At 72.0% G+C, this 24602-nt stretch carries 20 protein-coding genes, 1 other RNA gene and 2 pseudogenes; 16 read left to right on the top strand and 7 right to left on the bottom strand.

The window, feature by feature from the left end; all coding sequences use genetic code 11:
* Positions 1-29: 29 nt before the first annotated feature.
* Positions 30-1193 carry a bifunctional RNase H/acid phosphatase gene (locus ABZT03_RS37005; RefSeq protein WP_356047597.1) on the top strand — a complete coding sequence of 388 codons (1164 nt, stop codon included), beginning with the start codon at positions 30-32 and terminating at the stop codon, positions 1191-1193.
* A 12-nt stretch (positions 1194-1205) separates the two neighbouring features.
* Here the strand turns inward: ABZT03_RS37005 and eda are convergent, their stop codons facing one another.
* Complete coding sequence (gene eda / locus ABZT03_RS37000; protein ID WP_356047593.1) at positions 1206-1883, bottom strand: bifunctional 4-hydroxy-2-oxoglutarate aldolase/2-dehydro-3-deoxy-phosphogluconate aldolase; 678 nt, start codon at positions 1881-1883, stop codon at positions 1206-1208.
* Positions 1884-1956: 73 nt separating this feature from the next.
* The gene (yaaA, locus tag ABZT03_RS36995; RefSeq protein ID WP_356047591.1) at positions 1957-2739 is read right to left on the bottom strand and encodes a peroxide stress protein YaaA; all 783 of its coding nucleotides are present in this window, start codon (positions 2737-2739) and stop codon (positions 1957-1959) included.
* An 83-nt stretch (positions 2740-2822) separates the two neighbouring features.
* Between yaaA and ABZT03_RS36990 the strand changes: the two are divergent.
* From ABZT03_RS36990 to ABZT03_RS36950, 9 genes and pseudogenes are all read left to right on the top strand, one after another.
* A pseudogene (locus tag ABZT03_RS36990) lies at positions 2823-3097 on the top strand (Uma2 family endonuclease); the annotation flags it as partial.
* Between the two features lie 44 nt (positions 3098-3141).
* Positions 3142-3963 (top strand): AraC family transcriptional regulator, encoded by an 822-nt coding sequence (locus tag ABZT03_RS36985; protein ID WP_356047589.1) that lies wholly within the window; start codon positions 3142-3144, stop codon positions 3961-3963.
* 22 nt (positions 3964-3985) lie between these two features.
* Positions 3986-4930, top strand: coding sequence for a DMT family transporter (locus ABZT03_RS36980; protein ID WP_356047587.1), 945 nt, complete (start codon positions 3986-3988; stop codon positions 4928-4930).
* A gap of 18 nt (positions 4931-4948) precedes the next feature.
* An RNA gene (rnpB, locus tag ABZT03_RS36975) (RNase P RNA component class A) lies at positions 4949-5364 on the top strand.
* Positions 5365-5648: 284 nt separating this feature from the next.
* Entirely contained in the window at positions 5649-5951 is a 303-nt protein-coding gene (locus ABZT03_RS36970) for a hypothetical protein (protein ID WP_356047585.1), read from the top strand.
* 7 nt (positions 5952-5958) lie between these two features.
* Positions 5959-10407: a DUF6531 domain-containing protein gene (locus ABZT03_RS36965; protein WP_356047583.1), complete on the top strand. Its 4449-nt coding sequence runs from the start codon at positions 5959-5961 to the stop codon at positions 10405-10407.
* Entirely contained in the window at positions 10404-10967 is a 564-nt protein-coding gene (locus ABZT03_RS36960) for a hypothetical protein (protein WP_356047581.1), read from the top strand. The genes ABZT03_RS36965 and ABZT03_RS36960 overlap by 4 nt, the downstream gene beginning before the upstream one ends.
* Positions 10964-11569, top strand: coding sequence for a DUF4291 domain-containing protein (locus ABZT03_RS36955; protein WP_356047579.1), 606 nt, complete (start codon positions 10964-10966; stop codon positions 11567-11569). The genes ABZT03_RS36960 and ABZT03_RS36955 overlap by 4 nt, the downstream gene beginning before the upstream one ends.
* Positions 11566-12006, top strand: a pseudogene (locus ABZT03_RS36950) (DUF2399 domain-containing protein); the annotation flags it as partial. The gene ABZT03_RS36955 and the pseudogene ABZT03_RS36950, both read left to right, overlap by 4 nt.
* A gap of 12 nt (positions 12007-12018) precedes the next feature.
* On the opposite strand, the gene ABZT03_RS36945 reads toward ABZT03_RS36950, so the two are convergent.
* On the bottom strand, positions 12019-12585 hold the full coding sequence (locus tag ABZT03_RS36945) for a DoxX family membrane protein (RefSeq protein WP_356047595.1): 567 nt from the start codon (positions 12583-12585) through the stop codon (positions 12019-12021).
* A gap of 146 nt (positions 12586-12731) precedes the next feature.
* Between ABZT03_RS36945 and ABZT03_RS36940 the strand changes: the two genes are divergently transcribed.
* Together ABZT03_RS36940 and ABZT03_RS36935 are read left to right on the top strand one after the other, a co-directional pair.
* Positions 12732-13058, top strand: a complete 327-nt coding sequence (locus ABZT03_RS36940) for a nuclear transport factor 2 family protein (RefSeq protein WP_356047578.1) — start codon at positions 12732-12734, stop codon at positions 13056-13058.
* A 77-nt stretch (positions 13059-13135) separates the two neighbouring features.
* Positions 13136-14122, top strand: coding sequence for an aldo/keto reductase (locus ABZT03_RS36935; RefSeq protein WP_356047576.1), 987 nt, complete (start codon positions 13136-13138; stop codon positions 14120-14122).
* A 122-nt stretch (positions 14123-14244) separates the two neighbouring features.
* On the opposite strand, the gene ABZT03_RS36930 is transcribed toward ABZT03_RS36935, so the two are convergent.
* Both ABZT03_RS36930 and ABZT03_RS36925 read right to left on the bottom strand, forming a co-directional pair.
* A complete protein-coding gene (locus ABZT03_RS36930; RefSeq protein WP_356047574.1) occupies positions 14245-14931 on the bottom strand; it encodes an ABC transporter ATP-binding protein in 687 nt (228 codons plus the stop codon).
* Positions 14932-14971: 40 nt separating this feature from the next.
* Positions 14972-16435 (bottom strand): ABC transporter permease, encoded by a 1464-nt coding sequence (locus tag ABZT03_RS36925; RefSeq protein ID WP_356047572.1) that lies wholly within the window; start codon positions 16433-16435, stop codon positions 14972-14974.
* Between the two features lie 180 nt (positions 16436-16615).
* Here ABZT03_RS36925 and ABZT03_RS36920 point away from each other — a divergent pair, with 180 nt between their 5' ends.
* Positions 16616-17812 (top strand): D-alanyl-D-alanine carboxypeptidase, encoded by a 1197-nt coding sequence (locus ABZT03_RS36920; RefSeq protein ID WP_356047570.1) that lies wholly within the window; start codon positions 16616-16618, stop codon positions 17810-17812.
* A 436-nt stretch (positions 17813-18248) separates the two neighbouring features.
* On the opposite strand, the gene ABZT03_RS36915 is transcribed toward ABZT03_RS36920, so the two are convergent.
* Complete coding sequence (locus ABZT03_RS36915) at positions 18249-19052, bottom strand: SDR family oxidoreductase (protein ID WP_356047568.1); 804 nt, start codon at positions 19050-19052, stop codon at positions 18249-18251.
* Positions 19053-19220: 168 nt separating this feature from the next.
* On the opposite strand from ABZT03_RS36915, the gene ABZT03_RS36910 reads away from it, so the two are divergent.
* A complete protein-coding gene (locus ABZT03_RS36910; RefSeq protein WP_356047566.1) occupies positions 19221-20876 on the top strand; it encodes an alkaline phosphatase D family protein in 1656 nt (551 codons plus the stop codon).
* Here ABZT03_RS36910 and ABZT03_RS36905 read toward each other — a convergent pair.
* Entirely contained in the window at positions 20863-21885 is a 1023-nt protein-coding gene (locus tag ABZT03_RS36905) for a Gfo/Idh/MocA family oxidoreductase (RefSeq protein ID WP_356047564.1), read from the bottom strand. The genes ABZT03_RS36910 and ABZT03_RS36905 overlap by 14 nt on opposite strands.
* 86 nt (positions 21886-21971) lie before the next feature.
* Here ABZT03_RS36905 and ABZT03_RS36900 point away from each other — a divergent pair, with 86 nt between their 5' ends.
* Both ABZT03_RS36900 and ABZT03_RS36895 read left to right on the top strand, forming a co-directional pair.
* Positions 21972-23378, top strand: a complete 1407-nt coding sequence (locus ABZT03_RS36900; RefSeq protein WP_356047562.1) for a multidrug effflux MFS transporter — start codon at positions 21972-21974, stop codon at positions 23376-23378.
* Positions 23330-24538 (top strand): serine hydrolase domain-containing protein, encoded by a 1209-nt coding sequence (locus ABZT03_RS36895; protein ID WP_356047560.1) that lies wholly within the window; start codon positions 23330-23332, stop codon positions 24536-24538. Before ABZT03_RS36900 ends, ABZT03_RS36895 begins: the two co-directional genes overlap by 49 nt.
* Positions 24539-24602 lie beyond the last annotated feature (64 nt).

Raw genomic sequence — 24602 nt, 5'->3', positions numbered from 1 at the left:
CCTTCGCACACGTCGAGCGCGCCCAGGAGCTGGCCGCGGAGTCCGGTGATCCCACCGCGTTCGTGGAGCTGGCGCTGCTGGGGGCGCGCGCCTGCCGCCTGACGGAAACGCCGGGGGGCCCGGGGGCCGGGGCGGCCGACGGGGGGAGCGGCAGGCTTGCCGGGGCCGGCACCGGGACGAGGGCCGGGACGGGGAACGGCACCGGGACTGCGGTCGGGCACGGCACCGGCACCGGGACTGCGGTCGGGCACGGCACCGACACCGGGACCGGGACCGACACCGGGACTGCGGTCGGCCACGGCACCGACACCGGGACGGGGAACGACACCGGCACTGCGGTCGGGCGCGGCGCCGGCGCCGGGACGGGGACCGACACCGGCACTGCGGTCGGGCGCGGCGCCGGCGCCGGCACCCGAACCGGGTCCGGCACTGACACCGGCGCCACTGCCGAAGCCGACGTACGGGCCGCTCGTGCCGTGGCCGCTCCCAGCTCCACCCCCGCTCCCAGCTCCACCCCCGCGCCCGGACGGGCCCCCGCCCCCGCCGCCGGCTGGGCCCCCGCCGATCTGGGCGCGCCCACGACGTTCGTGCTGCTCAGGCATGGTGAGACACCGCTGACCCCCCAGAAGCGGTTCTCCGGCAGCGGCGGCACCGACCCCGCGCTCTCCGCCGTCGGCAGGGAGCAGGCCGAGCGGGCCGCGGCGGCGCTGGCGCGGCGCGGCACGATCCAGGCCGTCGTGTCCTCGCCCCTGACCCGGACCCGGGAGACGGCGGCCGCGGTCGCCGCCCGGCTCGGCCTCGAGGTGGCCGTCGAGGACGGCCTGCGCGAGACCGACTTCGGGGCGTGGGAAGGGCTCACCTTCGGCGAGGTGCGCGACCGCCACCCGGACGACCTGAACGCCTGGCTGGCCGACCCGGACGCCGAACCGACCGGCGGAGGCGAGAGCTTCGCGGCCACCGCCACCCGGATCGCCGCCACCCGCGACAGACTGCTGGCGGCGTACGCGGGCCGCACGGTCCTGCTGGTCACGCACGTGACGCCGATCAAGACGTTCGTACGGCTGGCCCTCGGCGCCCCGCCCGAGTCCCTGTTCCGCATGGAACTCTCGGCGGCCGCCCTGTCGGCGGTGGCCTACTACGCGGACGGCAACGCGAGCGTCCGCCTCCTCAACGACACGTCACACCTGCGCTGAGGACGGCGTGTCTCAGGCGCCCGGCTGCCGGTCACGGGCCGCCCCCAGCGCCGCCGCCGCGCGGGCCAGGCGTTCGACGCGCGCCCAGTCGCCGGCCGCGATCGCGTCGTCGGGAAGCATCCAAGTACCCCCCACACAGCCGACGTTGGGCAGCGCCAGGTAGTCGGGCGCGTTGCCCGGACCGATGCCGCCGGTGGGGCAGAAGCGGGCCTGCGGGAGGGGCCCGGACAGCGACCGGAGATACGCCGTTCCGCCCGCCGCCTCGGCCGGGAAGAACTTCATCTCCCGCACCCCGCGCTCAAGGAGCGCCACGACCTCGGAAGCGGTCGACACCCCCGGCAGGTACGGCACCCCCGACGCCCGCATCGCCGTCAGCAGTACGTCCGTCCAGCCCGGGCTGACCAGGAACCGCGCCCCGGCCGCCACCGACTCGGTGACCTGCGCGGGCGTGAGCAGGGTCCCAGCGCCGACCACCGCGTCCGGCACCGCGCCGCTGATCGCCCGGATGGCGTCGAGCGCGGCGGGCGTCCGCAGGGTCACCTCGATCGCGCGCAGCCCGCCGGCGACCAGGGCCCGGGCGAGCGGTACGGCGGTGGCGGCGTCCTCGACCACGACCACGGGCACGACGGGCGCGAGGTCCAGCACCGAGGCGTCGCGGGCACGCGGAGCGGAGGGCAGGGGTGAGGTCATGAGCCTCATCGTGCCCGTGGCGTGCAGCACACGCAACGAACGTTGCACATGCTGCAACACAGTCGGCCGGCCGTCAGTGGATCTCCGTCACCAGCACGTCCAGCGACCAGGGCCTGCCCGTCTGCGCGGGCGCCTGGGCCTCCACGACGTACCCGAGACCGCGCAGCGCCTCCACCAGCTCGGCCGGGTTCTCCGGCAGCGCCGGTGCCGACAGCAGGGCGCGCACGATCCGTCCCTTCGTCGCCTTGTTGAAGTGGCTGACGACCTTCCGGGTCGGCGCGTGCAGCACGCGAACGGTCGCCGTCCGCCCCGCGACCTCCCCCTTCGGCTTCCACGCGGCGGCGTACGCGGACGACCGCAGGTCCAGCACCAGCCCCCGCCCCGCAATCTCCGGCAGCACCTCGGCCATCGGCGCCCGCCAGTGCCCGCCCAGCGCCCCGAGACCGGGCAGCCGTACGCCCATCGAGCAGCGGTAGGAGGGGATCCGGTCGGTCACCCGGACCGCGCCCCACAGCCCCGAGAACACGAGCAGCGACCGGGCCGCCCGCCGCTTCGCCGCGGTGTCCAGCGAGGCCAGGCCCAGGGCGTCGTAGAGCACCCCGGTGTAGATCTCCCCGGCCGGCCGGGTGCCCGCCGTGCGCAGCGCGGTGTTCTTCGCGACCTCACCGCGCAGTCCCTCGCTCAGCCCGAGCACCTCGCACGCCTTGGCCTCGTCACCGGCGCACAGCTCGACCAGCTCCTCGACCACGGCCTCGCGGGCCTCGTGGAGCCCCGGCAGCGACAGCGACTCCAGCTTCAGCGGGGCGCCGCGACCGGAGGATGCCTTGCCCTCGGAGGGCGGCAGCAGGACCAGCACGGAGGATCTCCTTCTCTACGGACTCCGGGACAGCGTACGGCGCACCCGGACCGCCCCCGGAACCACGAGGTGCGCTTCGCGCCCGAGGTGCCGACCCCTGGATGCCCTGCGACGGCGTCACGTTGGTACTGCGGTGACCTCCACCAAGCCCAAGGCCGACCGTGAGGTCAAGCGGCACTGCTACGCCCGCGCCGGCATCCCCCTCTACCTGCTGGTCGACCGGGACGTTTCGTCGGTCAGCCTCTTCAGCGACCCCGAGCACGACGACTACCGCGAACGCCGCACCCGCCCGCTCGGAAAGCCACTGCCCCTCCCCGAGCCGTTCGCGTTCGACGTGGACACGTCGGACTTTCTCTGAGCTCGCCCGCGTTACACCCCTGCAAGCACACAAGGGGGAGTGACATGGGTGAGCAGGCACTGTGGACCAGGGCGAGACTCGGCCGCTGCGGCCCGCCGCTGGACCTGCTGACCGCGCGGTTCGACCGGCACGTCTACGCCCCGCACGCCCACGAGGAGTTCACCATCGGCGTCTGCGTCGGCGGCTCCGAGATCATCGACTACCGCGGCGGCCACGTCCGCACCGGCCCCGGCTCCATCGTCGTACTGGCACCCGGCGAGATGCACACCGGCGGCCCGGGCAACGCCACCGACGGCTACGCCTACCGCGCCGTGTACGCGGCCCCCGGCCTGCTCGCCGAAGGCGTCCTCGACGGCCTGCCGCACTTCCGCGAGCCCCTCGTCGACGACCCCGAACTCGCCGCCGCCCTGCGCCGCACGCACACCGAACTCAGCGCCTGCCCCGACCCGTTGGAGACCGAGTCCCGTCTCCCGTGGCTGCTGACCGCCCTCGCCCGCCGCCACTCCACGGCCCGCGCGACCCCCGACGCGATCCCGGGCGCCGACCGCCTCGCCCACACCGTCCGCGACCGCCTCGCCGACGAACTCCTCGCCCCGCCCTCCCTCGCCGAGCTGGCTGCCGACCTGGGCCTGTCCCGCTACCAGCTCCTGCGCGCCTTCCGTACGACGATGGGCGTCCCGCCGTACGCCTGGCTCGCCCAGTACCGCGTCAACCGGGCCCGCGGTCTCCTGGAGGCCGGCCTGCGCCCCGCCGAGGTCGCCGCCCTCGTCGGCTTCGCCGACCAGGCACACCTCACCCGCTGGTTCCGCCGCGTCCTGGGCGTGACCCCGGCGGCGTACCGCAACAGCGTTCAAGACGCGGGGTGAGGCGGCGGCCGACACTGCTGCCATGACTGCACGCGGCTGGTTCCTGTTCTCCCTGATGGGAGTGGTCTGGGGCATCCCCTACCTGCTGATCAAAGTGGCGGTGGAGGCTCCGCTGTCCCCGTCCATGGTGGTGTTCACGCGCTGCGCGGTGGGCGCGCTCCTCCTGCTCCCCTTCGCGGTACGGCAGGGCGGCCTGGCCCGGACCGTCCGCGCCCACTGGCGCCCCATGCTGGCCTTCGCGTGCATCGAGATCGTGGGCCCCTGGTTCACGCTCACGGACGCCGAACGCCATCTGTCCAGCTCGACGGCGGGCCTGCTGATCGCGGGCGTACCGATCGTCGGCGTGGCCCTGGCCCGCTTCTTCGGCGACACCGAACGACTCGGCATACGGCGGCTCACGGGCCTCGCGCTCGGCCTGGCGGGCGTCGGCGTCCTCACGGTCCCGCACCTGACGGGCGGCGACGCGCGCTCCATGGCGGAGGTGCTCCTGACGGTGGTGGGCTACGCGACGGCCCCCCTCATCGCGGCCCGCCACCTGAAGAACGTCCCGACCCTCCAGCTCACGGCCCCCTGCCTGCTCCTGGCGGCCCTGGTGTACGCCCCCGGAGCCGCCATGACCTGGCCCGCCCGGATGCCCTCCGCCGAGGTGCTGGCGGCCCTCGCCGCACTGGGCGTCATCTGCACGGCGGTGGCCTTCGTCGCCTTCCTGGAGCTGATCAAGGAGGCGGGCCCGACCCGGGCGACCGTGATCACCTACGTCAACCCGGCGATCGCGGTGGCGGCGGGCGCGCTGTTCCTGGACGAACCGTTCACGACGGGCATCGCGGTCGCCTTCACCCTGATCCTCGCGGGCTCGATCCTGGCGACGGCGGGCCGGGCCGCCCGGACGGACCCCGCCACGGGGACACCGGTACCGCCGCAAGGTCCGGCCCCCCGGCCGGAACGAGGTGAGGTCCACGCCGGGTAACATGGCCGACACGGCAGACGAGCCGGGCGGACGGCCGCGTGAAGCCCCTTCGGGGTGCTTCCCGAGGAACGTCCGGACTCCACAGGGCAAGGTGGTGGCTAACGGCCACCCGGGGTGACCCGCGGGACAGTGCCACAGAAAACAGACCGCCTGGTGCTTCGGCGCTGGGTAAGGGTGAAACGGTGGTGTAAGAGACCACCAGTGCCCAGGGTGACCTGGGCAGCTAGGTAAACCCCACCTGGAGCAAGGTCAAAAGGAAGCGCCTTTCGGGATATGAAAGGCGGTTCTGCGAGGACGTTCGAGGGCTGCCCGCCCGAGTCCCCGGGTAGACCGCACGAGGCCGGCGGCAACGCCGGCCCTAGATGGATGGCCGTCTCCCGGCCGGCCGCGAGGCCGCCCGGCGACAAAATCCGGCGTACAGCCCGACTCGTCTGCCGCTCGTTGTCCAGCAGCTCAGATGCCAGGTTCTCTCGCTGACGGACACTCGGGCGCACCGGACGCGGGCCCGGAACGTCACGGCGACTGCCTGTCCCTCGCCTTGGACCGCTACGAACTCCTCGGCGCCGCGCCACTTCTTCCGCAGTGGTCGTGCGGCTGGGTGGAGCCCGCGCTTGCCGATCTTTGCCGTTCCTTGGGGTCGCCCATACCTCCCGCACAACCGTTCTCCATAGTGTCTCGGGTTGGCATGTGCACAGAGTGAGGTACGGGGGTGGGTGGCATGTCGGACCTGAAGAAAGAAGCGGCGTCGCTGCACGGGGCGGCCTCGGGGTCGCTCGGGGTGGGGCACCACACGGCGAAGCCGTCGCGGCAGTCCGAGGCGCAGTCAGATGACCTGGGCGCGCTGGGCTCCTGCGGGTCACTCCTCAGCGCTACGGGCGAGACAGGCGAGGGCATGACCAAGCTGACCGGGCAGCTGACGGAGGAGTGGGAGGCGGAGGCGAAGCTGATCGGGGAGGTCTCCGACGCCTTCGACCTGCTCGACGTGTTGCTGGCGGCGGCGGCCCGGCCGGCGAAGGACTGAGCCGGCCGTGGTCGACCTGAATCCGTTCCACTACATCAACAAGTTCAACCACATGTTCGGCGACTCGGTCGCCAGTGGTCTGGAGTTCCTGGGTATCACCGATCCGGCGGTGGACCCGGACGGGGTGCGGGAGACAGCGAAGAAGTGGCGGCGTCTGGCCACGGGTCTGGACGAGGCGGCCGCCGCCGCGCAGCGGGCGCTGTCGGACGTGGAGTGGGAGGGCGAGGCCGCGAAGGCTCTCAACAAGCGCTCCAGGGCGGCCCGGAAGAACGCCGGGGACATGGCCGACGCGCTGCGGGAGGGCGCGAAGGCACTGGACGACTTCGCGGATCAGGCACACGAGTTGCTGTCCGAGATCGGCGTGATGCTGGCGGAGATCGTCGAGTTCGAGATAGCGGGCCTGGCGCTGGACGTCCTGACCGCGGGGGCGTCGTCGGTGGCGGCCACGCTGGTGGCGGGTGAGCGGGCGCTGAAGGTGGTGGCGCTGATCGCCCGGATCGAGGAGGAGGGCACGGCGCTCGCTTCGGTGGTCCGCGGGGTGATGGAGGTCATCCGGGGGGTGGAGCGGGCGCTGAAGGCGCTGAGGGAGATCCGGGGCGTCGCGTCGGTGGCCAAGATGGCCAAGGAGGGCGCGAAGTTCTCGGCGTTCGCGACGCTCCTGGAGGACCCGGGCGCGTTCAAGGACCCGGAGAAACTCGCCGGCATCCTGGCCGAGGGCGCGGTGCTGGGCGTCGGCCTCGGCATCCTGGGCAAGGCCCTCGGCAAGGGCCTGAAGGCACTCAAGCCGGCCGAACTGGCGAAACTGAGCGAGGCGTTCAAGCTCAACTGCGCCGCGTTCGAGCGGCTGAAGCTGAACCCGGGCTACGAGAAGCTGCCGGCCTCGGTCCGCAACATGCTCAAGACGTTCGTGCGGGACCCGATCGACGTGGCTACCGGCGACATGGCCCTGCCCCGCACGGACGTGTCACTGCCGGGTGTGCTCCCGCTGGTCCTGGAGCGCGTCCACCTCTCCTCCTACCGCCACGGTGGCTGGTTCGGCCCGACCTGGGCGTCCACCCTCGACCAGCGCGTCCAGGCCGACGACGAAGGCTTCGTGTACGCGACCGCGGACGGCGCACGTGTCTGCTTCCCGGTCCCCGCCCCCGACACCGGCGAACCCGTCCGACCCGACACCCCCGGCTCAGGCCTGCTGCTGTCCTGGGACACCGAGACCGACGGCGGTATCCGCGTACACGACCCCGACACGGGCCTGGACAATGTCTTCCACAGCCCTGTGCCCGCGGCCGGCGACACAGCCGTCGACCTGCCGTTGCAGTACATCCAGGACCGCAACGGCAACCGCATCACCATCGAGTACGAGACGGGCGACATCCCCGGAGCCGTCGTTCACTCCGGCGGCTACCGCGTCGCTCTCGACCACAACCCCGCCCGCTCTCGCATCACCGGCCTGCGTCTGACCGACCCGGCCCACCCCGACCGGCCAGGCACCACCCTGGTCACCTTCGGCTACGAGGACGGCCACCTCACCGAGGAGACCAACTCCTCCGGTCTGCCGCTGCGTTACACGTACGATCCCGAAGGCCGCATCACCTCCTGGACCGACCGCAACAACACGACCTACTGGTACCGGTACGACGACCGAGGCCGAGTCACCGCCACCGGCGGCACCGGTGGCGTCCTTGCCTCCACCCTCGCCTACGACGGGGAGTCACGCACGACCCGCGTCACCGACTCACTCGGCCACGTCCGTACCTATGAACACAACGAGGCGCTGCGCCTGATCCGCGAGACGGACCCGCTCGGCAACTCCACCTGCCGGGAGTGGGACGACGACCTCCAACTCGTCTCGGTGACGGACCCGCTCGGCCGCACCATCCGCTACGGACGTGACGAGAACGGACGGGTCGTTTCCGCCGGCCGACCGGACGGCCGGACGACCCACATCGTCTATGGCACGCTCGGGCTGCCGGTGACCGTCGTCACCACGGACGGCAGGCAGTGGGACTGCGCATACGACGAACGCGGAAATCTGACCTCCGCCACAGCCCCCTCAGGAGCCGTGAAGAGGTCCGCCTACGACCGAGCCGGCCGCCTCACCAGTCTCACCGACGCAGTCGGCTGCACCACCCGCATCCAGTCCAACGCCGCCGGAGTTCCCGAACGCATCACCGACCCATACGGAGCCTCGACCCGATACACCCTGGACGCGTTCGGCCGCCCCGTCACACTCACCGACCCGCTCGGCAACGTGACTCGCCTGGAGTGGACCATCGACGGGAAGCCGGTTCGCAGCACCGCCGCGGACGGCACCACCGAGTCGTGGACGTACGACGCCGAGGGGAACCGCACCGGCCACACCGACGCCACGGGTGCCGTCTCCCGCTTCGAGTACACGTACTTCGACCGGTTGTCGGCGCGTACCGGCCCGGACGGCGTTCGGTACACCTTCGCCTACGACACCGAGTTGCGCCTGATCGAGGTCACCAACCCCATGGGCCTGACCTGGAAGTACGCATACGATGCCGCCGGACGGTTGGTTACGGAGACAGATTTCGACGGCCGCACGCTGACCTACACCTACGATGCCGCCAGCCAGCTCACCAGCCGCACCAACGTGCTCGGTGAAACGATCCGCTTCGCACGTGACGAACTGGGCCGGACGGTCCTCAAGGACGTGGCGGGCCGGGAGACCACCTACGCCTACGACCTGACCGATCAGCTCGCCCGGGCCACCGGTCCGGACGGCACGACCCTCACGCTGCTCAACGACCGCGACGGGCGACTGAGTTCGGAGACGGTCAACGGGCGCACCCAGACCTACACCTACGACATCCTGGGGCGCCGAACCAGCCGCACCACCCCCGCCGGCGCCACCACCACCTGGTCCTACGACGCCACGGGCCGCCCCACCGGGATACAGGTCTCCGGCCGCAGCATCGACTTCACCTACGACGAAGCAGGCCGGGAACTGGAGCGTCATATCGGTGGGACGGTCACCCTTGAACACGGCTTCGACGCCCTGGGCCGCCTGACCAGCCAGTCGCTAACCCGCGCGGACGGCCGCACGCTGCAGCACCGCGCCTACACCTACCGCGCCGACGGCTATCTGACCGGCGTCGACGATCAGCTCAACGGCACCCGCCGCTTCGACGTGGACCCGACTGGCCGCGTCACCGCGGTCCACGCCCACAACTGGACCGAGACCTACGCCTACGACAACGCCGGCAACCAGACACACGCCACCTGGCCCGCCCAACACCCCGGCCACGAGGCCACGGGCGCCCGCATCTACACCGGCACCCGGATCACCCGCGCGGGCAACGTCCGCTACGAACACGATGCCCTCGGCCGCATCACCCTGCGCCAGAAAATCCGCCTGTCCCGCAAACCCGACACCTGGCACTACCGATGGGACGCGGAAGACCGCCTCACCCAGGTCACCACCCCCGACGGCACCCGATGGCGCTACACCTACGACCCCCTGGGCCGCCGCACCGCCAAACTCCGCCTCGCAACCGACGGCGAAACCGTCGCGGAGCGCGTCGACTTCACGTGGGACGGCGCAACACTCTGCGAACAGACCGCGCAATCCGCCGACCTCCCGAACCCCGTCACCCTCACCTGGGATCACCAGGGCCTCAAACCCATCGCCCAGACCGAACGCATCACCGCGGTCGATGCACCACAACAGGAGATCGACTCCCGCTTCTTCGCGATCGTCACGGACCTCGTGGGCTCTCCCTGCGAACTGGTCGACGAACAAGGGGACATCGCCTGGCGCGCCCGCCGCACCCTCTGGGGCGCCACCACCTGGACCAGCGATGCGACCACCTGCACTCCCCTGCGCTTCCCCGGGCAGTACAACGATCCCGAATCCGGCCTCCACTACAACTACTTCCGCCACTACGACCCCGAGACCGCCCGCTATCTCACTCCTGACCCCCTCGGTCTCACCCCCGCCCCCAACCCCCACACCTACGTCCACAACCCGTGCACCAGGACCGATCCACTCGGTCTTGAAGAGTGCGGCGAAAACCTGATCTCGGTCTTCCGTAAACAGACCGACCACCCACTGAGTCAGCGGATTCACATCGGTGAGAACGGCGAGGTGACGATCACCGGTAAAGGCAAGCTGTATCTGAACATGAGCGGCGATATCAGGCACACATTGGAATACCGGGGCGACGGCGGCCAGATCGTCTCGTTCAAGATCTCCGAAGACTATCTGGTCAAGGTTCGTGAATCCGCTCTGCCGCAGAACAAGGATGATCATCCTGACGGTGGCGCCTTCACCCGCACGGAATGGAAAGGCCTGCTGCAGGAGTACCCGGAAATCTCCGATCCGACCAAGGGGAAGGACCTCTACGGAATCCCGGCCAAGCTCCTCGGTGAACTCCGCGACAACATCGTCAAGGGCTCCGGACGTGTCGAACAGGAAGATAGGATCGTGCGATGATTCACAGCGAGGAGAGTGTCGCTGCCGAACTGGACCGTGTTCGGCGGCGTCCCGCGATCGAGTCGGCTCCGCCGGTTCTGGCCGCTTTCACCGTCGATGTGCGTGAGGGGACCTCCGAGGCGTACGCGCTACGCGTACGTCGTGTCCTGTCGGCCGCCCTCCACCTGGCCTGCACGGCGGAGTTCGACGATGAAGACCTGCCGACGGACGAGTTCCCTGAATGGTTCACCACGGCATCCGTCCGCGACGGCGAGGTGCCGTCAGAGGAATTCGTCCGACACGGCCGCACCGCGTATGCAGACCGTAGCGGCGGAGGCCCTTGGTCCTTGCAGAACTGGATCTATCGGTTCGACCCGGACGAGGATTCTCGCGGCTGGGAGTTCTGGGACATCGTCGGGGTGGGCCCGTCGCGGCTCCGCGTCTGGGTCGACAGCTGGGGGGAATCCTTCTTCGGCTCCCTGGAGCTGCTGTGGCTGCTGTACGCGGCCGGTGCCACACATGTAGAGGGACCGGAAGTCCTCAAGGCGGAAACGTGGGCGTCCGAGGTGCGCGGTCGGTGACGGAGGCAGAGCAGAGACGGATCGTACGGGCGGAATACGCTGACTCCACGATCGTGGTGTACCAGGCATATCCGCGGGAGATCTCGGAACCGGCGGTGCGCGCTCGGACGTTCGTGGCGCCGTTCAAGCGCGAACGCATGACGTGGATCAAACCGTCGTTCCTGTGGATGATGTATCGCTCCGGCTGGGCCCGGAAGCCGAACCAGGAAAGAATTCTGCGGATCGAAATGGACCGGGCCGGGTTCGAATGGGCGCTGGCGCACGCGGCCCTCAGCCACTTCCAGCCCGGTGTGCACGAGGACGAGGCTCAGTGGCGAGCGGAGGCCGCCGAGTGCCCGGTGCGTGTGCAGTGGGACCCGGACCGGTCGATCCATCTGGAACCGCAGCCATGGCGAGCCATTCAGGTCGGTCTGTCCGGCGAAGCCGTGGACCGCTATGTGGACGATTGGATCGTGGACATGGCGGACGTCACCGAACTGGCATGGTCGGTCCAAGCCGCTGTACTCGACGGCAGGAGCGACGAGGCACTGCGCCGGCTGCCGACGGAGCGCTCATATCCGCTTCCAGAACGGCTCCGTCGGCGATTGGGCGCGGACGGATGACTGTCCCCGGCGTACAACCCGACTCGTCTGCCGCCACCCGCGGCTTTGTCGTGGAAAGGGCCTCCGACCTGCGTCGGAGCCCCTTTCCGGTCGTCCGGGGACCGGGGACCCCGGCTCCCGCCGGGTCAGGCCGGGGTCAGCCGGCGTCCGACCCCCACGTCCCCGCCGACGCACCGGGCTTCCGGACCCTGTGGCGTCAGGCCTCGGTCACCCCGGACGAGGTTTCCAGCACAGTCCTCAGCGACGGCCTGCGACCAACAGGCGCGAGCTGGGGCGAGAAAACCCTGCAAGAACGCGCGGACCACAACCTGGAGACCCACCTCACCCTGCGCGAACTGCGCACCCTGCACCTCGGGATGCCACCCCGCACCCAGATCCACGTATGCGAGAACCCACGCGTGGTCGAAGCCGCCGCCGACGCCGGCTGCACCGCGACCCTGATCGTCGTCCTACTCGCGGTACAGCGCCGCCTCCTCGTCGAACAGGGCCTGCTGCTCGCCCTCCTCCGCCTTGCGCAGCCGCTTGGTGCGGGCGCCCACGACCAGGGCGGTCGCCAGGCCCGTCACCGCGAAGGCCACCGGGACCATCCAGTTCCGGTTGACCGCGTGGCCGAGGGCGTGGTCGAGGGAGAGGCGGCCGGGGCCGGTGACCGCGAGGCCGGCCGCCGTCAGGCCGAGGGCCGCCGCGTACTCGTAGCCGCCGCCCTGGTTGAAGAAGCCGTTGGGGGTGTGCACGGCCGCCGCGCCGGCCATCGCGCCGGCCGCCGAGGCGCCCGCGGCCGGGGTCGCCAGGCCCAGCGCGAGCAGGGCTCCGCCGCCGGCCTCCGCCAGGCCCGCCGCCGTCGCGCTCGCCTTGCCGGGGGCGTAGCCGATGGACTCGAAGTACTGGCCCGTTCCCTCCAGGCCGTGGCCGCCGAACCAGCCGAAGAGTTTCTGCGCGCCGTGCGCCGCCAGCACTCCGCCGGTGCCCAGCCGGAGCAGCAGCAGGCCCAGATCACGTCGGTCGTAAGCGGTCACGAACACTCCCGGTGCAGTCGGCTGGAACTGGAACGTGGACATCGATCCCCTCCCGCGTTTCCACCGTCGCACTTCTGACACCCGGCGTCCGGTCCGCGCCGCCGTTCGGGTGGCGGCCTCCCGCGCGCGGTGCGAGTGTGGCGGGCATGACGATTCAGACCGCCCGACTCAGCGACCCGGCCGTCCGCGCCTTCGTCACCGCCGTCAACGCCCATGACCGGGACGGCTTCCTGGCGCTGCTCGCGCCCGGCGCGACGATGGCGGACGACGGGTCCGACCGGGAGCTCACCGACTGGATCGACCGCGAGATCTTCTCCTCCCACGGGCATCTGGAGGTCGAGCGGGAGTCCGAGGGCGGCCGTGCCCTGCTCGCCCGCTACAGGAACGACGCCTGGGGCGAGATGCGGACCCGCTGGAGCTTCACCGTCGGGGAGGACGGCCGTATCTCCCGGTTCGAGACCGGGCAGGCGTGAACGGGCGCGCGGAAATCCAGGTGCTCCCCGCACACCCCTTGCGCTGAAGTGCGCTCCACGTCCTAGCGTCGGCCGGTATGGAGACCACCCGGACACTGGGACGCAGCGGTATCGACGTCAGCCCCCTCGGCTTCGGCTGCTGGGCCATCGGCGGTGAGTGGCAGGACGCAGGGGGGCAGCCCCTCGGCTGGGGGAAGGTCGACGACGACGAGTCGGTGCGGGCGATCCGTCGCGCCCTCGACCTCGGTGTCACCTTCTTCGACACCGCCGACGTCTACGGCACCGGGCACAGCGAGCGCGTGCTCGGCCGGGCCCTCGGCAAGCGGCGGGCCGATGTCGTCGTCGCCACCAAGTGGGGCAACCTCTTCGACGAGCGGACCGGGACCCTCGTAGGGCAGGACGCCTCCCCGGAGCACGCGCGCGCCGCCCTCACCGCGTCGCTCGACCGGCTCGGCACCGACTACGTCGACCTGTACCAGCTGCATCTCTCGGACGCCCACCCCGAGCAGGCGGCAGGGCTGCGCGAGACCTGCGAGGAGTTCGTACGGGAGGGGCTCGTGCGCGCCTACGCGTGGAGCACCGACGATCCCGACCGCGCGGCCGTGTTCGCCGAGGGGGAGCACTGTGCCGCCGTACAGCACGCGCTGAACGTGCTGGAGGACGCGCCCGCGATGATCGCGCTCTGTGAAGGCGCCGGGCTGGCCAGTGTCAACCGCAGTCCCCTCGCCATGGGGTTGCTGGCCGGGAAGCGACGGGCCCGGCAGGCCCTGGACGCCGGGGACATCCGCAGCCGGCCGCCGGCCTGGCTGCGGGGGTTCGTCGACGGGTCCGGGGCCGATCCCGAGTGGCTGGCCCGGGTCGACGCGGTCCGGGAGATCCTCACCGGTGACGGCCGCACCCTCGCGCAGGGCGCCCTCGCCTGGATCTGGGCCCGCAGTCCGCGCACCGTGCCGATCCCCGGGTTCCGGTCGGTCGCGCAGGCCGAGGAGAACGCGGGCGCCATCGCCAAGGGGCCGCTCACCCCTGAACAGTCGGCCGGGATCGACCGGTTGCTCGGGCGGTGAGCGGCCCCGGGGACTGACCCGGACGGTCAGGACCGCACCGCTCCAGAACCGCACGGCGTCAAAACCGTACGGCGTCAAAACCGTGCGGCCTCAAAACCGTGCGGCCTCAGGACCGCATCGCCTCAGGACCGCACGGTCTGCTCGGTCAGGGTGATCTGACCGGCCTTGATGGTGGCCAGTCGTGGCGCGCGGCGGGCGATCGACGAGTCGTGGGTGACGATGACGAACGTCAGCCCGTACTCCCGCCACAGCCCTTCGAGCAGGGCCATGATGTCGTCGCGGGTGCCCTCGTCGAGGTTGCCGGTGGGCTCGTCGGCGAGCAGCACCTTCGGCTTCTTCACCAGCGCGCGGGCGATGGCCACCCGCTGCTGCTGGCCGCCGGACAGCTCGGTCGGCACGTGCGAGAGGCGTTCGCCGAGACCCACCGAGCGCAGGGCCTCCGCCGCGCGGTCGCGGCGCTCGGCGGGTTTGACGCCGAGCGGGACCAGAGCCGTCTCGACGTTCTCCTGCGCGGTCAGCGTCGGGATCAGGTTGAACGCCTGGAAGATGATGCCGATCTTCTCCGCGCGCAGCCGGGTCAGCTTGGCCTCGCTGATGGAGGCCAGGTCGACGCCGTCGAGTTCGACACTGCCCTCGGTCGGGCGGTCGAGGCCGCCGATCATCTGGAGCAGCGTCGACTTGCCGCCGCCGGTGGGGCCCTGGATGACGAGCTGGTCGCCGTCCTCGATGGTGAGGTCGACGCCGCGCAGCGCCTCCACCGTGTCCTTGCCGCGGGTGTACCGCTTGGTGACGCCGGTCAGTCTGTACATGGGTTCTCCGTGACTAAGCGTGAGGAAGGGGGAGCCGGCGCTACGAGACGCTGCGCAGGGCGTCGGCCGGACGCATCCGGGAGGCGCGCCAGCCGCCCATCGCGCCGGCGATCAGACCTCCGGTGACCGCCAGGCCCACCGCGAGGGCGATGGTGGTCACCGAGACCGGGGCGGAGAGCGCGATCTCCATGGTGTTCCGCGTCGACTGCTGCCCGGGACCGCCACCGCCGGGGCCACCGCCGGCCCCGCCACCGGTGTTGCCGAGCTGTGCGGTGAGCTTCGGGCTGATCATGGTCACCGTGTAGGCGGCCGCGAGGCCCAGGCCGATGCCGAGGGCACCGCCGAGCAGGCCGTTGACCATGGACTCGCCGACGACCTGCCGGGTGACCCGGCGGCTGGGCCAGCCGAGCGCCTTGAGGGTGCCGAACTCACGGACCCGGCGGGAGACCGCCGAGGAGGTCAGCAGCGCGGCCACCAGGAAGGCGGCGGCCAGGACCGCGATCGACAGCCACTTGCCGACGCTGGTCGCCAGGTCCGAGGCGGTGGACAGCGAGCCGGAGACGGTGTCGGCGAGGTCGGCGGAGGTGGTGACCGTCGTACCGGAGATGTTCTTCTGGATCGTCGCCTTGACCGTCTCGATCTGCTGGGAGTCGGTCGCCTTCACATAGATCGTGGTGACCTGGTTCTTCGCGTCGGCCAGGGTCTGCGCCTGCTTCAGCGGCAGGTAGACGTCGGTCGTGGACTCGCTGCTCTCGGGGGTCGCGATACCGATGACCGTGTACTTGGTGCCGGAGATCTTGAAGGTCGAGCCGACCTTGTACTTGTTCTCCTTCGCGTACGACTTGCCGAGCACCGCGACCTTCGCGCCGGTCTGCGCGGCCGTGAAGGTCTTGCCCGAGCTGATGGTCGAGCCGGCCAGCGGGCCGAGCGTCTGGTCGGTCACGTCCACGCCGGCGACCGAGTACGAGTTGACGTCGAAGGAGGCGCCGCCGCCCTGCACCTGCGGCTGGGCGGTGCTGCCGCTGCTGGTGCCGCCGCCGGGACCGCCCTGGCCCTGGCTCTGGCCACCGGTCGTGCTCTGCGCCTTGCCCTGGGTGAAGGAACCGTCGACCTTGGTGACGTTCAGGGTGATCGCGCCGACCGCGTTCGCCACACCCTTCTGCGCGGAGACCTTCTCGACCAGCGCGGACTTCAGGGCCTGTCCGCCCTGGGTCATCACCCGGTCGGAACTCTGGTTCTCGGAGTCGTCGTCCGACTGGGCGTCGAACTGGAAGTTGGGCCGGCCGGAGCTGTTTCCGGTGGGCGCCGATCTGGCCTTGGTGACGGTCATGTCGGTGCCGAGGCCGTACAGCGACTGCAGGACCTTGTCCTGGGCCTGCGCCATGCCGGCCGACACCGAGTTCACGGTGATGACCAGGGCGATTCCGAGCGCCAGACCCAGTGCGATGACCAGAGCCGCCTTCTTGCGCCGGCTCAGTTCGCGCTTGAGATAGATGCCAAACATCCCGTTCCTCGCAGGTTCTTGGCGCCCGCTGTGGGCGCTGACACAAGCTAGGGAGAAACCTTTGAGGCGCCCTGAGTAACACGTGTGGAGGAGCTGAGAATGAAACGTCCGGATTCAGAATTCGGTAAGACAGGTGTTTCCTAAGCTGAGCAGGGCCAACTGCCAGGAAGCCCCGGTGGGATGGGGTGTCACTTCGCGAGGAGCGGTCTTTCTTTGAATTCCCTGTCCAGGCGTTCCCTGCTGGCCCTCGCCGCCGCGGTGCCCCTTTCCGTGGCGTCCCCGGCCGCCGCGGCACCCGTGTCCGAGCCGCGGACCGTCGGCGGGGCCCGGCTGGCCCGCGCCGGCGTCCAGGTGCGGGGCGCCACCGGTCTGCCCCGCAAGCTCACCGCCCGGTCCTGGCTGGTCGCCGACCACGACAGCGGCGAGGTGCTCGCCGCCGGCGACGCGCACCGGCGGCTGGCGCCCGCGTCCACGCTGAAGATGCTGTTCGCCGACACGGTGCTGCCGAAGTTCGCGCGGACCGAGCGGTACACGGTGACGGACGCCGACCTGGCCGGCATCCCGGCGGGCTCCAGCCTGGTGGGGATCAAGCCCGGGATCACCTACACCGTCGAGCAGTTGTGGCACGGGGTGTTCCTGCGCTCGGGCAACGACGCGGTGCACGTGCTCGCCCGGATGAACGGCGGGATCGCGCGGACCGTCGCCGAGATGCAGGCCCGGGCGGCGGACCTGCAGGCTCTGGACACCCGGGTGGTCAGCCCGGACGGCTTCGACCATCCGGGGCAGCACTCGTCGGCGTACGACCTCACGCTGTTCGCCCGGCACGGCCTGCGCGACGCCGACTTCCGCGCGTACTGCGCGACACGGACCGCCGACTTCCCGGCCGGCGGCGGGAAGACCTTCCAGATCCAGAACACCGACCGGTTGCTGACGGGCGCGTGGGGGGTGCCGACGTACAAGGGCCTGATCGGGGTGAAGAACGGCTACACCAGCCACGCCGGCAACACCTTCACCGGCGCGGCCGTACGCGGCGGCCGGACCCTGCTGGTGACCGTGATGCACCCGGGCAGCGGCGGCGGCTCCGTCTACGAGGAGGCGGCCGCACTGCTCGACTGGGGCTTCGCCGCGGGGAGTTCGGCGCGGCCGGTGGGCACGCTGGTCGAGCCGCTCAGCGAGGGCGGGGCGAGCGCGTCGCCGACGCCGGGCCGGAGAGCCGCGCGGGCGGCCGCGGGGGCGCCGGCGGGTGACGCGGCGGGCGGCGGCACCTCGGCGCGGCGCCTGCTGGAAGGTGCGGCGGGGACGGTCGCGCTGCTGGCGGGCGGGGTGTACGCGGCCCGCCGGCGCCGGACGGCCGGCGGACAGGAACTCACGCCCTGACGGCCGCGCCCCCATGGCGGTCACGCCCTGACGGCACCGGTCACGGCGACCGGTCACGCCCCGACGGCCACGCCCCCACGCCGGTCACGCCCCGACGTCACCGGTCACGGCGAGCGGTCACGCCCCGACGTCACCGGTCACGAGCCATGACGTCACGGGCCATGGCGTCACCGGCGGGTGACGTCGTGCGGCAGCCGTTCCACCAGCCGGTGCGTACCTCGCGGCATCGCGCGAGGGCCACCCCCACCCGGTGCGGTGGAACGACTGCCGTCTCCCCCCTCGGTGTGGTCTGCGGAAGCTCTGTGCTCCAAGTGTGAAGCTCTGATGGAGGAGATCAAGAGCATAAGCCCGCTACCGGCCGGTATGGTGCGGAAGGATCCACTCCGCTTGTGCAGGTTGACGAGGTGACGATCTGCGGGGCGGGCCCGGACCGCGCTCAGCCGCGTCCCACGTACGGCATCGTCGTCGCCAGCACCGTCGCGAACTGGACGTTCGCCTCCAGCGGCAGCGCGGCCATGTGCCGGACCGTGCGCGCCACGTCGGCGACGTCCATCACGGGTTCCGGCGCGACCTGACCGTTGGCCTGCAGGGCGCCGGTCCCCATCCGCTCGGTCATGTCGGTCGCCGCGTTGCCGATGTCGATCTGCCCGACCGCGATCCGGTACGGCCGCCCGTCCAGCGACAGGGCCTTCGTCAGGCCGGTCAGCGCGTGCTTGGTGGCCGTGTAGGCGGCCGAGTGCGGCCGGGGCGTGTGCGCGGAGATCGAGCCGTTGTTGATGATCCGCCCGCCCTGCGGGTCCTGCTCCTTCATCTGCCGGTAGGCCGCCTGCGCGCACAGGAACGCCCCGTTGAGGTTCGTGTCCACGACGTGCCGCCAGGCCTCGTAGGGCAGTTCCTCCACCGGCACCCCGCCGGGGCCGAACGTCCCCGCGTTGTTGAACAGCAGGTCGACCCGGCCGAAGCGCTCCACGGCCGCGGCGAACAGCGCGGCCACGTCCTCGGGCCGCGACACGTCCGTGCGTACGGCGACACAGGGGGCGCCGGGGACCAGCGCGGCCGTCTCCGCCAGGGGCTCGGGCCGCCGGCCGGCCAGCGCCACCGACCAGCCCGCGCGCAGCAGTTCCACGGCGACCGCGCGTCCGATGCCGGAGCCCGCCCCGGTCACCACGGCGACCCGCGACCGCCCGCCGCCGCCGTCCTTCCCGCCGCCGTCCCGCCCGTCCGTCTGATTGGCATTCATGAGGCCGCAGCGTAGGGGAGGGTGCCGCCCTCGGGCGCGGTGACAGGTCCCTGCCCGGTGCGCCATTCGGGACGCCCGCGTCCGCCGTCCGGGTGCTGTGCGCCCGGCACCGCGTGTCGTCCCGGTCCGCCCTCCGGCCCGCTCCCTCAACTGTCGGGGGAGGACAGAATGACAATCACAGCATTTTCGTCAGGGCGGACCCCCGCAGGGCACGCCCCCGAAGTACGGGCCGCCGCACGGCACATCGGCCGCCGCCGCTTCCTGAGCGCCACCGGCGCGGCCGTGGCGCTCGCCTTCGCCGTCGACCTGCCCGCCACCGGGGTCGCGGCCGCCGCCGAACTCGACGCGGCGCGGATCGACACGCACCCCTTCACGCTCGGCGTCGCCTCGGGCGACCCGCAGCCGAGCTCGGTGGTCCTGTGGACCAGACTGGCGCCGCTGCCGTACCAGCCCGACGGCGGTCTGCCCGCCGAACGGATCGCCGTGGACTGGGAGGTGGCCGGCGACCAGGCGTTCGCCACCGTCGTCGCCCGGGGCACCGCCACCGCCCACCCCGAGTTCCACCACACCGTGCACGTGGAGGTCGAGGGCCTCGACCCCGGCCGGGTCTTCTACTACCGCTTCCGCACCGGCACCTGGCTCAGCGAGACCGGCCGCACCCGCACCGCGCCCGCCGCGGGCAGCGCGGTCTCACAGCTCACCTTCGCCACCGTCGCCTGCCAGGCCTACCACGAGGGGTACTTCACCGCGCACCGCCATCTCGCCCAGGACGACGTCGACATCGTCTTCCACCTCGGCGACTACCTGTACGAGTACGCGGTCGACTCGGCCGGCGGCGCCCGCGCCTACACCGACCGCGTCCTGCCGTCCCACTTCGACCACGAGGCCGCCACGCTGGAGGACTACCGGCTGCGCTACGCCCTCTACAAGACCGACCCCGACCTCAGGGCCGCGCACGCCGCGCACCCCTTCGTGGTCACCTGGGACGACCACGAGACCGAGAACAACTACGCCGGGGACCACCCCGAGAACGCCGTCCCCACATCGGAGTTCCTGCTGCGCCGCGCCGCCGCCTACCGCGCCTACTGGGAGAACCAGCCGCTGCGCCTGCCGCAGCTCCCGGCCGGCCCCGACATGCGGCTGTACCGGCGGCTCCAGTGGGGCGCACTCGCCCAGTTCGACGTCCTCGACACCCGCCAGTACCGCTCCGACCAGGCCTACGGCGACGTCCCGCACGTCCCCGGCCCCGAGACCGCGGACCCCTCACGCACCATGACCGGCGCCACGCAGGAACGCTGGCTGCTCGACGGCTGGCGCGACTCCCGGGCCCTGTGGAACGTCGTACCGCAACAGGTGTGCTTCTCCCAGCGGAAGATGGACCTCGACGCGGCCGCCAAGGTGTCCATGGACGCCTGGGACGGCTATCCGGCCGCCCGCCGCCGCATCCTGGACGGCGCCAAGGCGGCCGGCGTCGAGAACCTGATGGTGCTCACCGGGGACGTGCACGTCGGGTACGCCTTCGACGTCAAGGACGACTTCGACGACCCCGCCTCGCGCACCCTCGGCACCGAGATCGTCGCCACCTCCGTCGCCAGCGGCAAGGACGGCGCCGACCGGCCCGCGAACTGGTCCACGTACATGACCGCCAACCCGCACCTGAAGTTCTACAACGGCCGCCGCGGCTACACCCGCCTCACGCTCGGGCAGACCCAGGCACGCGCCGACTTCCGGACCGTGCCGTACGTGACCACGCCGGGGGCGGCGATCACGACGGCCGCGTCCTTCGTGACGGAGGTGGGGGACCAGGGGCTCAAGCCGGCGTGAGACCCGGCTCGCCGGCCTCGGACGGGTAGCGGACGCCGATGCGGTCCCGGATCGCGTCGAGCGTCCGCATCACGGCCAGCGTCCCCTCCAGGGGGACCAGAGGCGACTCCTTCTCACCCGCGCGCAGCGCCCGCATCACCTCGCGGGCCTCGTGCCGGAGGCTGGTGCGCGGCCCGTCCGCCACGTCGGCGGCGAACTCCTGCGGCTCGCGCCCGTCGCGGTGCAGCACGAAGGTCTCCGGGTGGAAGAAGCCGTGCGGGATGTCGATCCGGCCCAGCGAACCGGTGACGGACGCCGTGGTGGCCGTACCGCCGACGACGGAGCAGTGCACCGAGGCGAGCGCCCCACCCGCCCAGGACAGCAGCGCGCCCGTCTGGAGGTCGACGCCCTCCTCGGACAGCACCGCCCGGGCCGTCACGTCCGTGGGCTCGCCCAGCAGCAGCTGCGCGAACGACACCGGGTACACCCCGAGATCCAGCAGCGCGCCCCCGCCCTGCGCCGGGTCGCGCAGCCGGTGCGAGGGCGGGAAGGGGCCCGCGAGCCCGAAGTCGGCGTGCACGGTGCGCACGTCACCGATCGCGCCGTCGTCGACCAGGGCCTTCAGCCGCCGCATCAGCGGGCTGCAGTACATCCACATGGCCTCCATCAGGAAGCTGCCGCGCTCCCGCGCCAGCGCGACCAGTTCCCCGGCCTCGCGCGCGTTCAGCGTGAACGCCTTCTCGCACAGCACGTTGCGGCCGGCCTCCAGGCACAGCCCGGCGGCCTGCCGGTGCGCCGCGTGCGGGGTGGCGACGTACACGACATCGATGTCCTCGTCCCGCGCCAGCGCGTCCCAGGCGCCGTAGGCGCGCGGAATCCCGAACCGCTCGGCGAACGCCTTCGCCGAGTCCTGCGACCGCGAGGCCACCGCCACCACCTCGGCGTCCGGCAGATCCACCAGGTCCGCCGTGAACGCGGCCGCGATCCCACCGGTCGCCAGGACCCCCCAGCGCACCCTCTGCTCCGTCATCCCGGCTCACCCTCGCTCACCTGACCATCGCCACTGCGTACGAGCTGAGAGCATAGGTGGCGGACCACTCGGAGAGGGAGGGGCACATGCCGGAGCCTGGGGCGCCGACACCGGACACGCGGCCGGCGGACGGACCCGACGAGCGGCGTGCGGCCGTACCGGACCAGCGGCGGGCGGCCGAGCCGGGGCCCGCGGGGGTCGCCGGACCGGGCGGGGGGCCTTCGCCGCAGCCGGTCGGCGAGGCCGGCAGGGACCACACGGCGGCCCGGGCGAGCGGGCGGACCGGGCTGCTCGTGATGCTGATCCTGGGCGGCCTCACCGCCACGCCCCCGCTCGCCATGGACATGTACCTGCCCTCGCTGCCGCAGGTGACCGAGGCCCTGCACGCCCCCGCCGCGACCGTGCAGCTCACCCTCACCGCCTGTCTGGCCGGCATGGCGCTGGGGCAGCTCGTCGTCGGCCCGATGAGCGACCGGTGGGGCCGCAGGCGCCCGTTGCTCACCGGCCTCGCCGTGTACGTCGTCGCCACCGTGCTGTGCGCCTTCGCGCCCACCGTCGGATTCCTGGTCGCCTTCCGCCTCGCGCAGGGACTCGCGGGCGCCGCCGGCATCGTCATAGCGCGGGCCGTCGTCCGCGACCTCTACGACGGCGTCGCCATGGCCCGGTTCTTCTCCAGCCTCATGCTGATCTCCGGGGTCGCGCCGATCGTCGCCCCCCTCATCGGCGGGCAGATCCTGCGGGTCACGGACTGGCGGGGCGTGTTCGCGGTCCTCACCGCCGTGGGCGTGCTGCTCGCCGTCGTGGTCTGGGTGAAACTCCCCGAGACCCTCGAACCCGCCGAACGCCATGCCGGCGGCGTCGGCGAGGCCCTCGGCTCCATGCGCCGCCTGCTCTCCGACCTGCCCTTCACCGGCTACATGCTCTCCGGCGGCTTCGCCTTCGCCGCGCTGTTCGCCTACATCTCGGCCTCGCCGTTCGTGATCCAGGAGATCTACGGCGCCTCCCCGCAGACCTTCAGCCTGCTGTTCGGCCTCAACTCGGTGGGCCTGGTCGCCGTCGGCCAGATCAACGGCAAGGTCCTCGTCGGCCGGGTCAGCCTCGACCGGGTGCTGGGCGCGGGCCTCCTCGTGGTCATCGCCGCAGCGACGGCGCTGCTGCTGATGTCGACCGGCGTCTTCGGCCAGGTCGGACTCCTGCCCGTGGCCGCCGCCCTCTTCGTCCTGATGTCCGCGATGGGCGTCACCCTCCCCAACACGCAGGCGCTCGCCCTGATGCGCACCAGACACTCGGCCGGCTCCGCGTCCGCCCTGCTCGGGACGACGTCCTTCCTCATCGGCGCGATCGCCTCCCCGCTGGTCGGGATCGCCGGAGAGCACACCGCCGTCCCGATGGCCGTCGTCCAACTGGCCGCCGCACTGGTGGCACTGATCTGTTTCATGGGAATGTGCCGTCCCTGGAACAGGCGTACGAGTGTGGAGGGAGTCGAGAGCTGAGCGCACCGCGACTGCGCAACGACACACCGGAGCGGGCCGGACTCGACCCGGGCGAACTCGCCCGGCTCGTCACCCGGGTCCGCGCCCTCACCGGTGGCGCGCGGCCCTGGGCGGCCGGCGCCGTGGTGGTCGCCGGACGCGGCCCCGTGATCGCCGTCGAGGAGGCGGCGGGCTGGGCCGTGCGGTACAGCGCCTACGACCCCCGGACGGACACCGGCGTGGAACTCCCGCCCGCCGCCCGCGTCCGCACCACCGTCACCACCCCCTTCGACCTGGCCTCCCTCACCAAGCTGTTCACGGCCGTCGCCGCCGTGCAGCAGATCGAGCGGGGCACCCTCGGCATCGACGCCCGGGTGGGCGCCTACCTGCCCGAGTTCCACGCGGCCGCCCGGCACGGCGTCACCGTCCGGCAACTGCTCACCCACACCTCCGGGCTGCGCCCCGAACTCCCGCTGTACGACTGCGCCGACGACGCCGAACGGCTCGCCCTGCTGCGGGCCGAGCCACCGGTCGGCGTGCCCGGCACCTACACCTACTCCGACCTCAACCCGCTGCTCCTCCAGCACGTCCTGGAACGCGTCACCGGACGCGCCCTCGACGTCCTCGTGCACGAGGGCATCACCCGGCCACTGGGCATGACGGCGACCCGCTTCGGCCCCTGCCCCGGCGCGGCGGCCACGGAGGACCAGCGCCGGCCGTGGGCCAAGGCCGACCGCGGGATGCTGCGGGGCGAGGTGCACGACGAGAACGCGTGGGCGCTGGGCGGGGTCGCGGGCCACGCGGGCCTCTTCTCCACCGGGCGGGACCTCGCGGTGTTCTGCCGCACCCTGCTGGCGGGCGGCTCCTACGGGCCCGCCCGCATCCTCGGCCCCGACTTCGTCGAACTGCTCCTCACCCCGCCCGGGCTCGGGTTCGCCCTCGACCAGCCGTGGTTCATGGGGGAGCTGGCCGGGCGGGGGGCCGCCGGGCACACGGGGTTCACGGGGACGTCGCTGGTGCTGGACACGGCCACGGACACGTTCGTGGTGCTGCTGGCCAACACCGTGCATCCTCGGCGGCGGGCGGCCGACAGCCGGCCTCGGGCCGAGGTGGCCACGAGGGTGGCGCGGGCCGTGCGGGGCCGTGTCGGTGGCGCCGCCGGGGCCTCGGGCCGGCCCTGAACGGGCCTTGTCCTCAAACGCCGGACGGGCTGGGTTCGGCGGGCCGTGTCGGCGGCGCCGCCGG

It is taken from the genome of Streptomyces sp. NPDC005574, from assembly GCF_040605435.1.
GTDB lineage: Bacteria > Actinomycetota > Actinomycetes > Streptomycetales > Streptomycetaceae > Streptomyces.
Note: the sequence above shows the minus strand (reverse complement) of the source record. Positions and strands in the feature narration are given on the sequence as shown.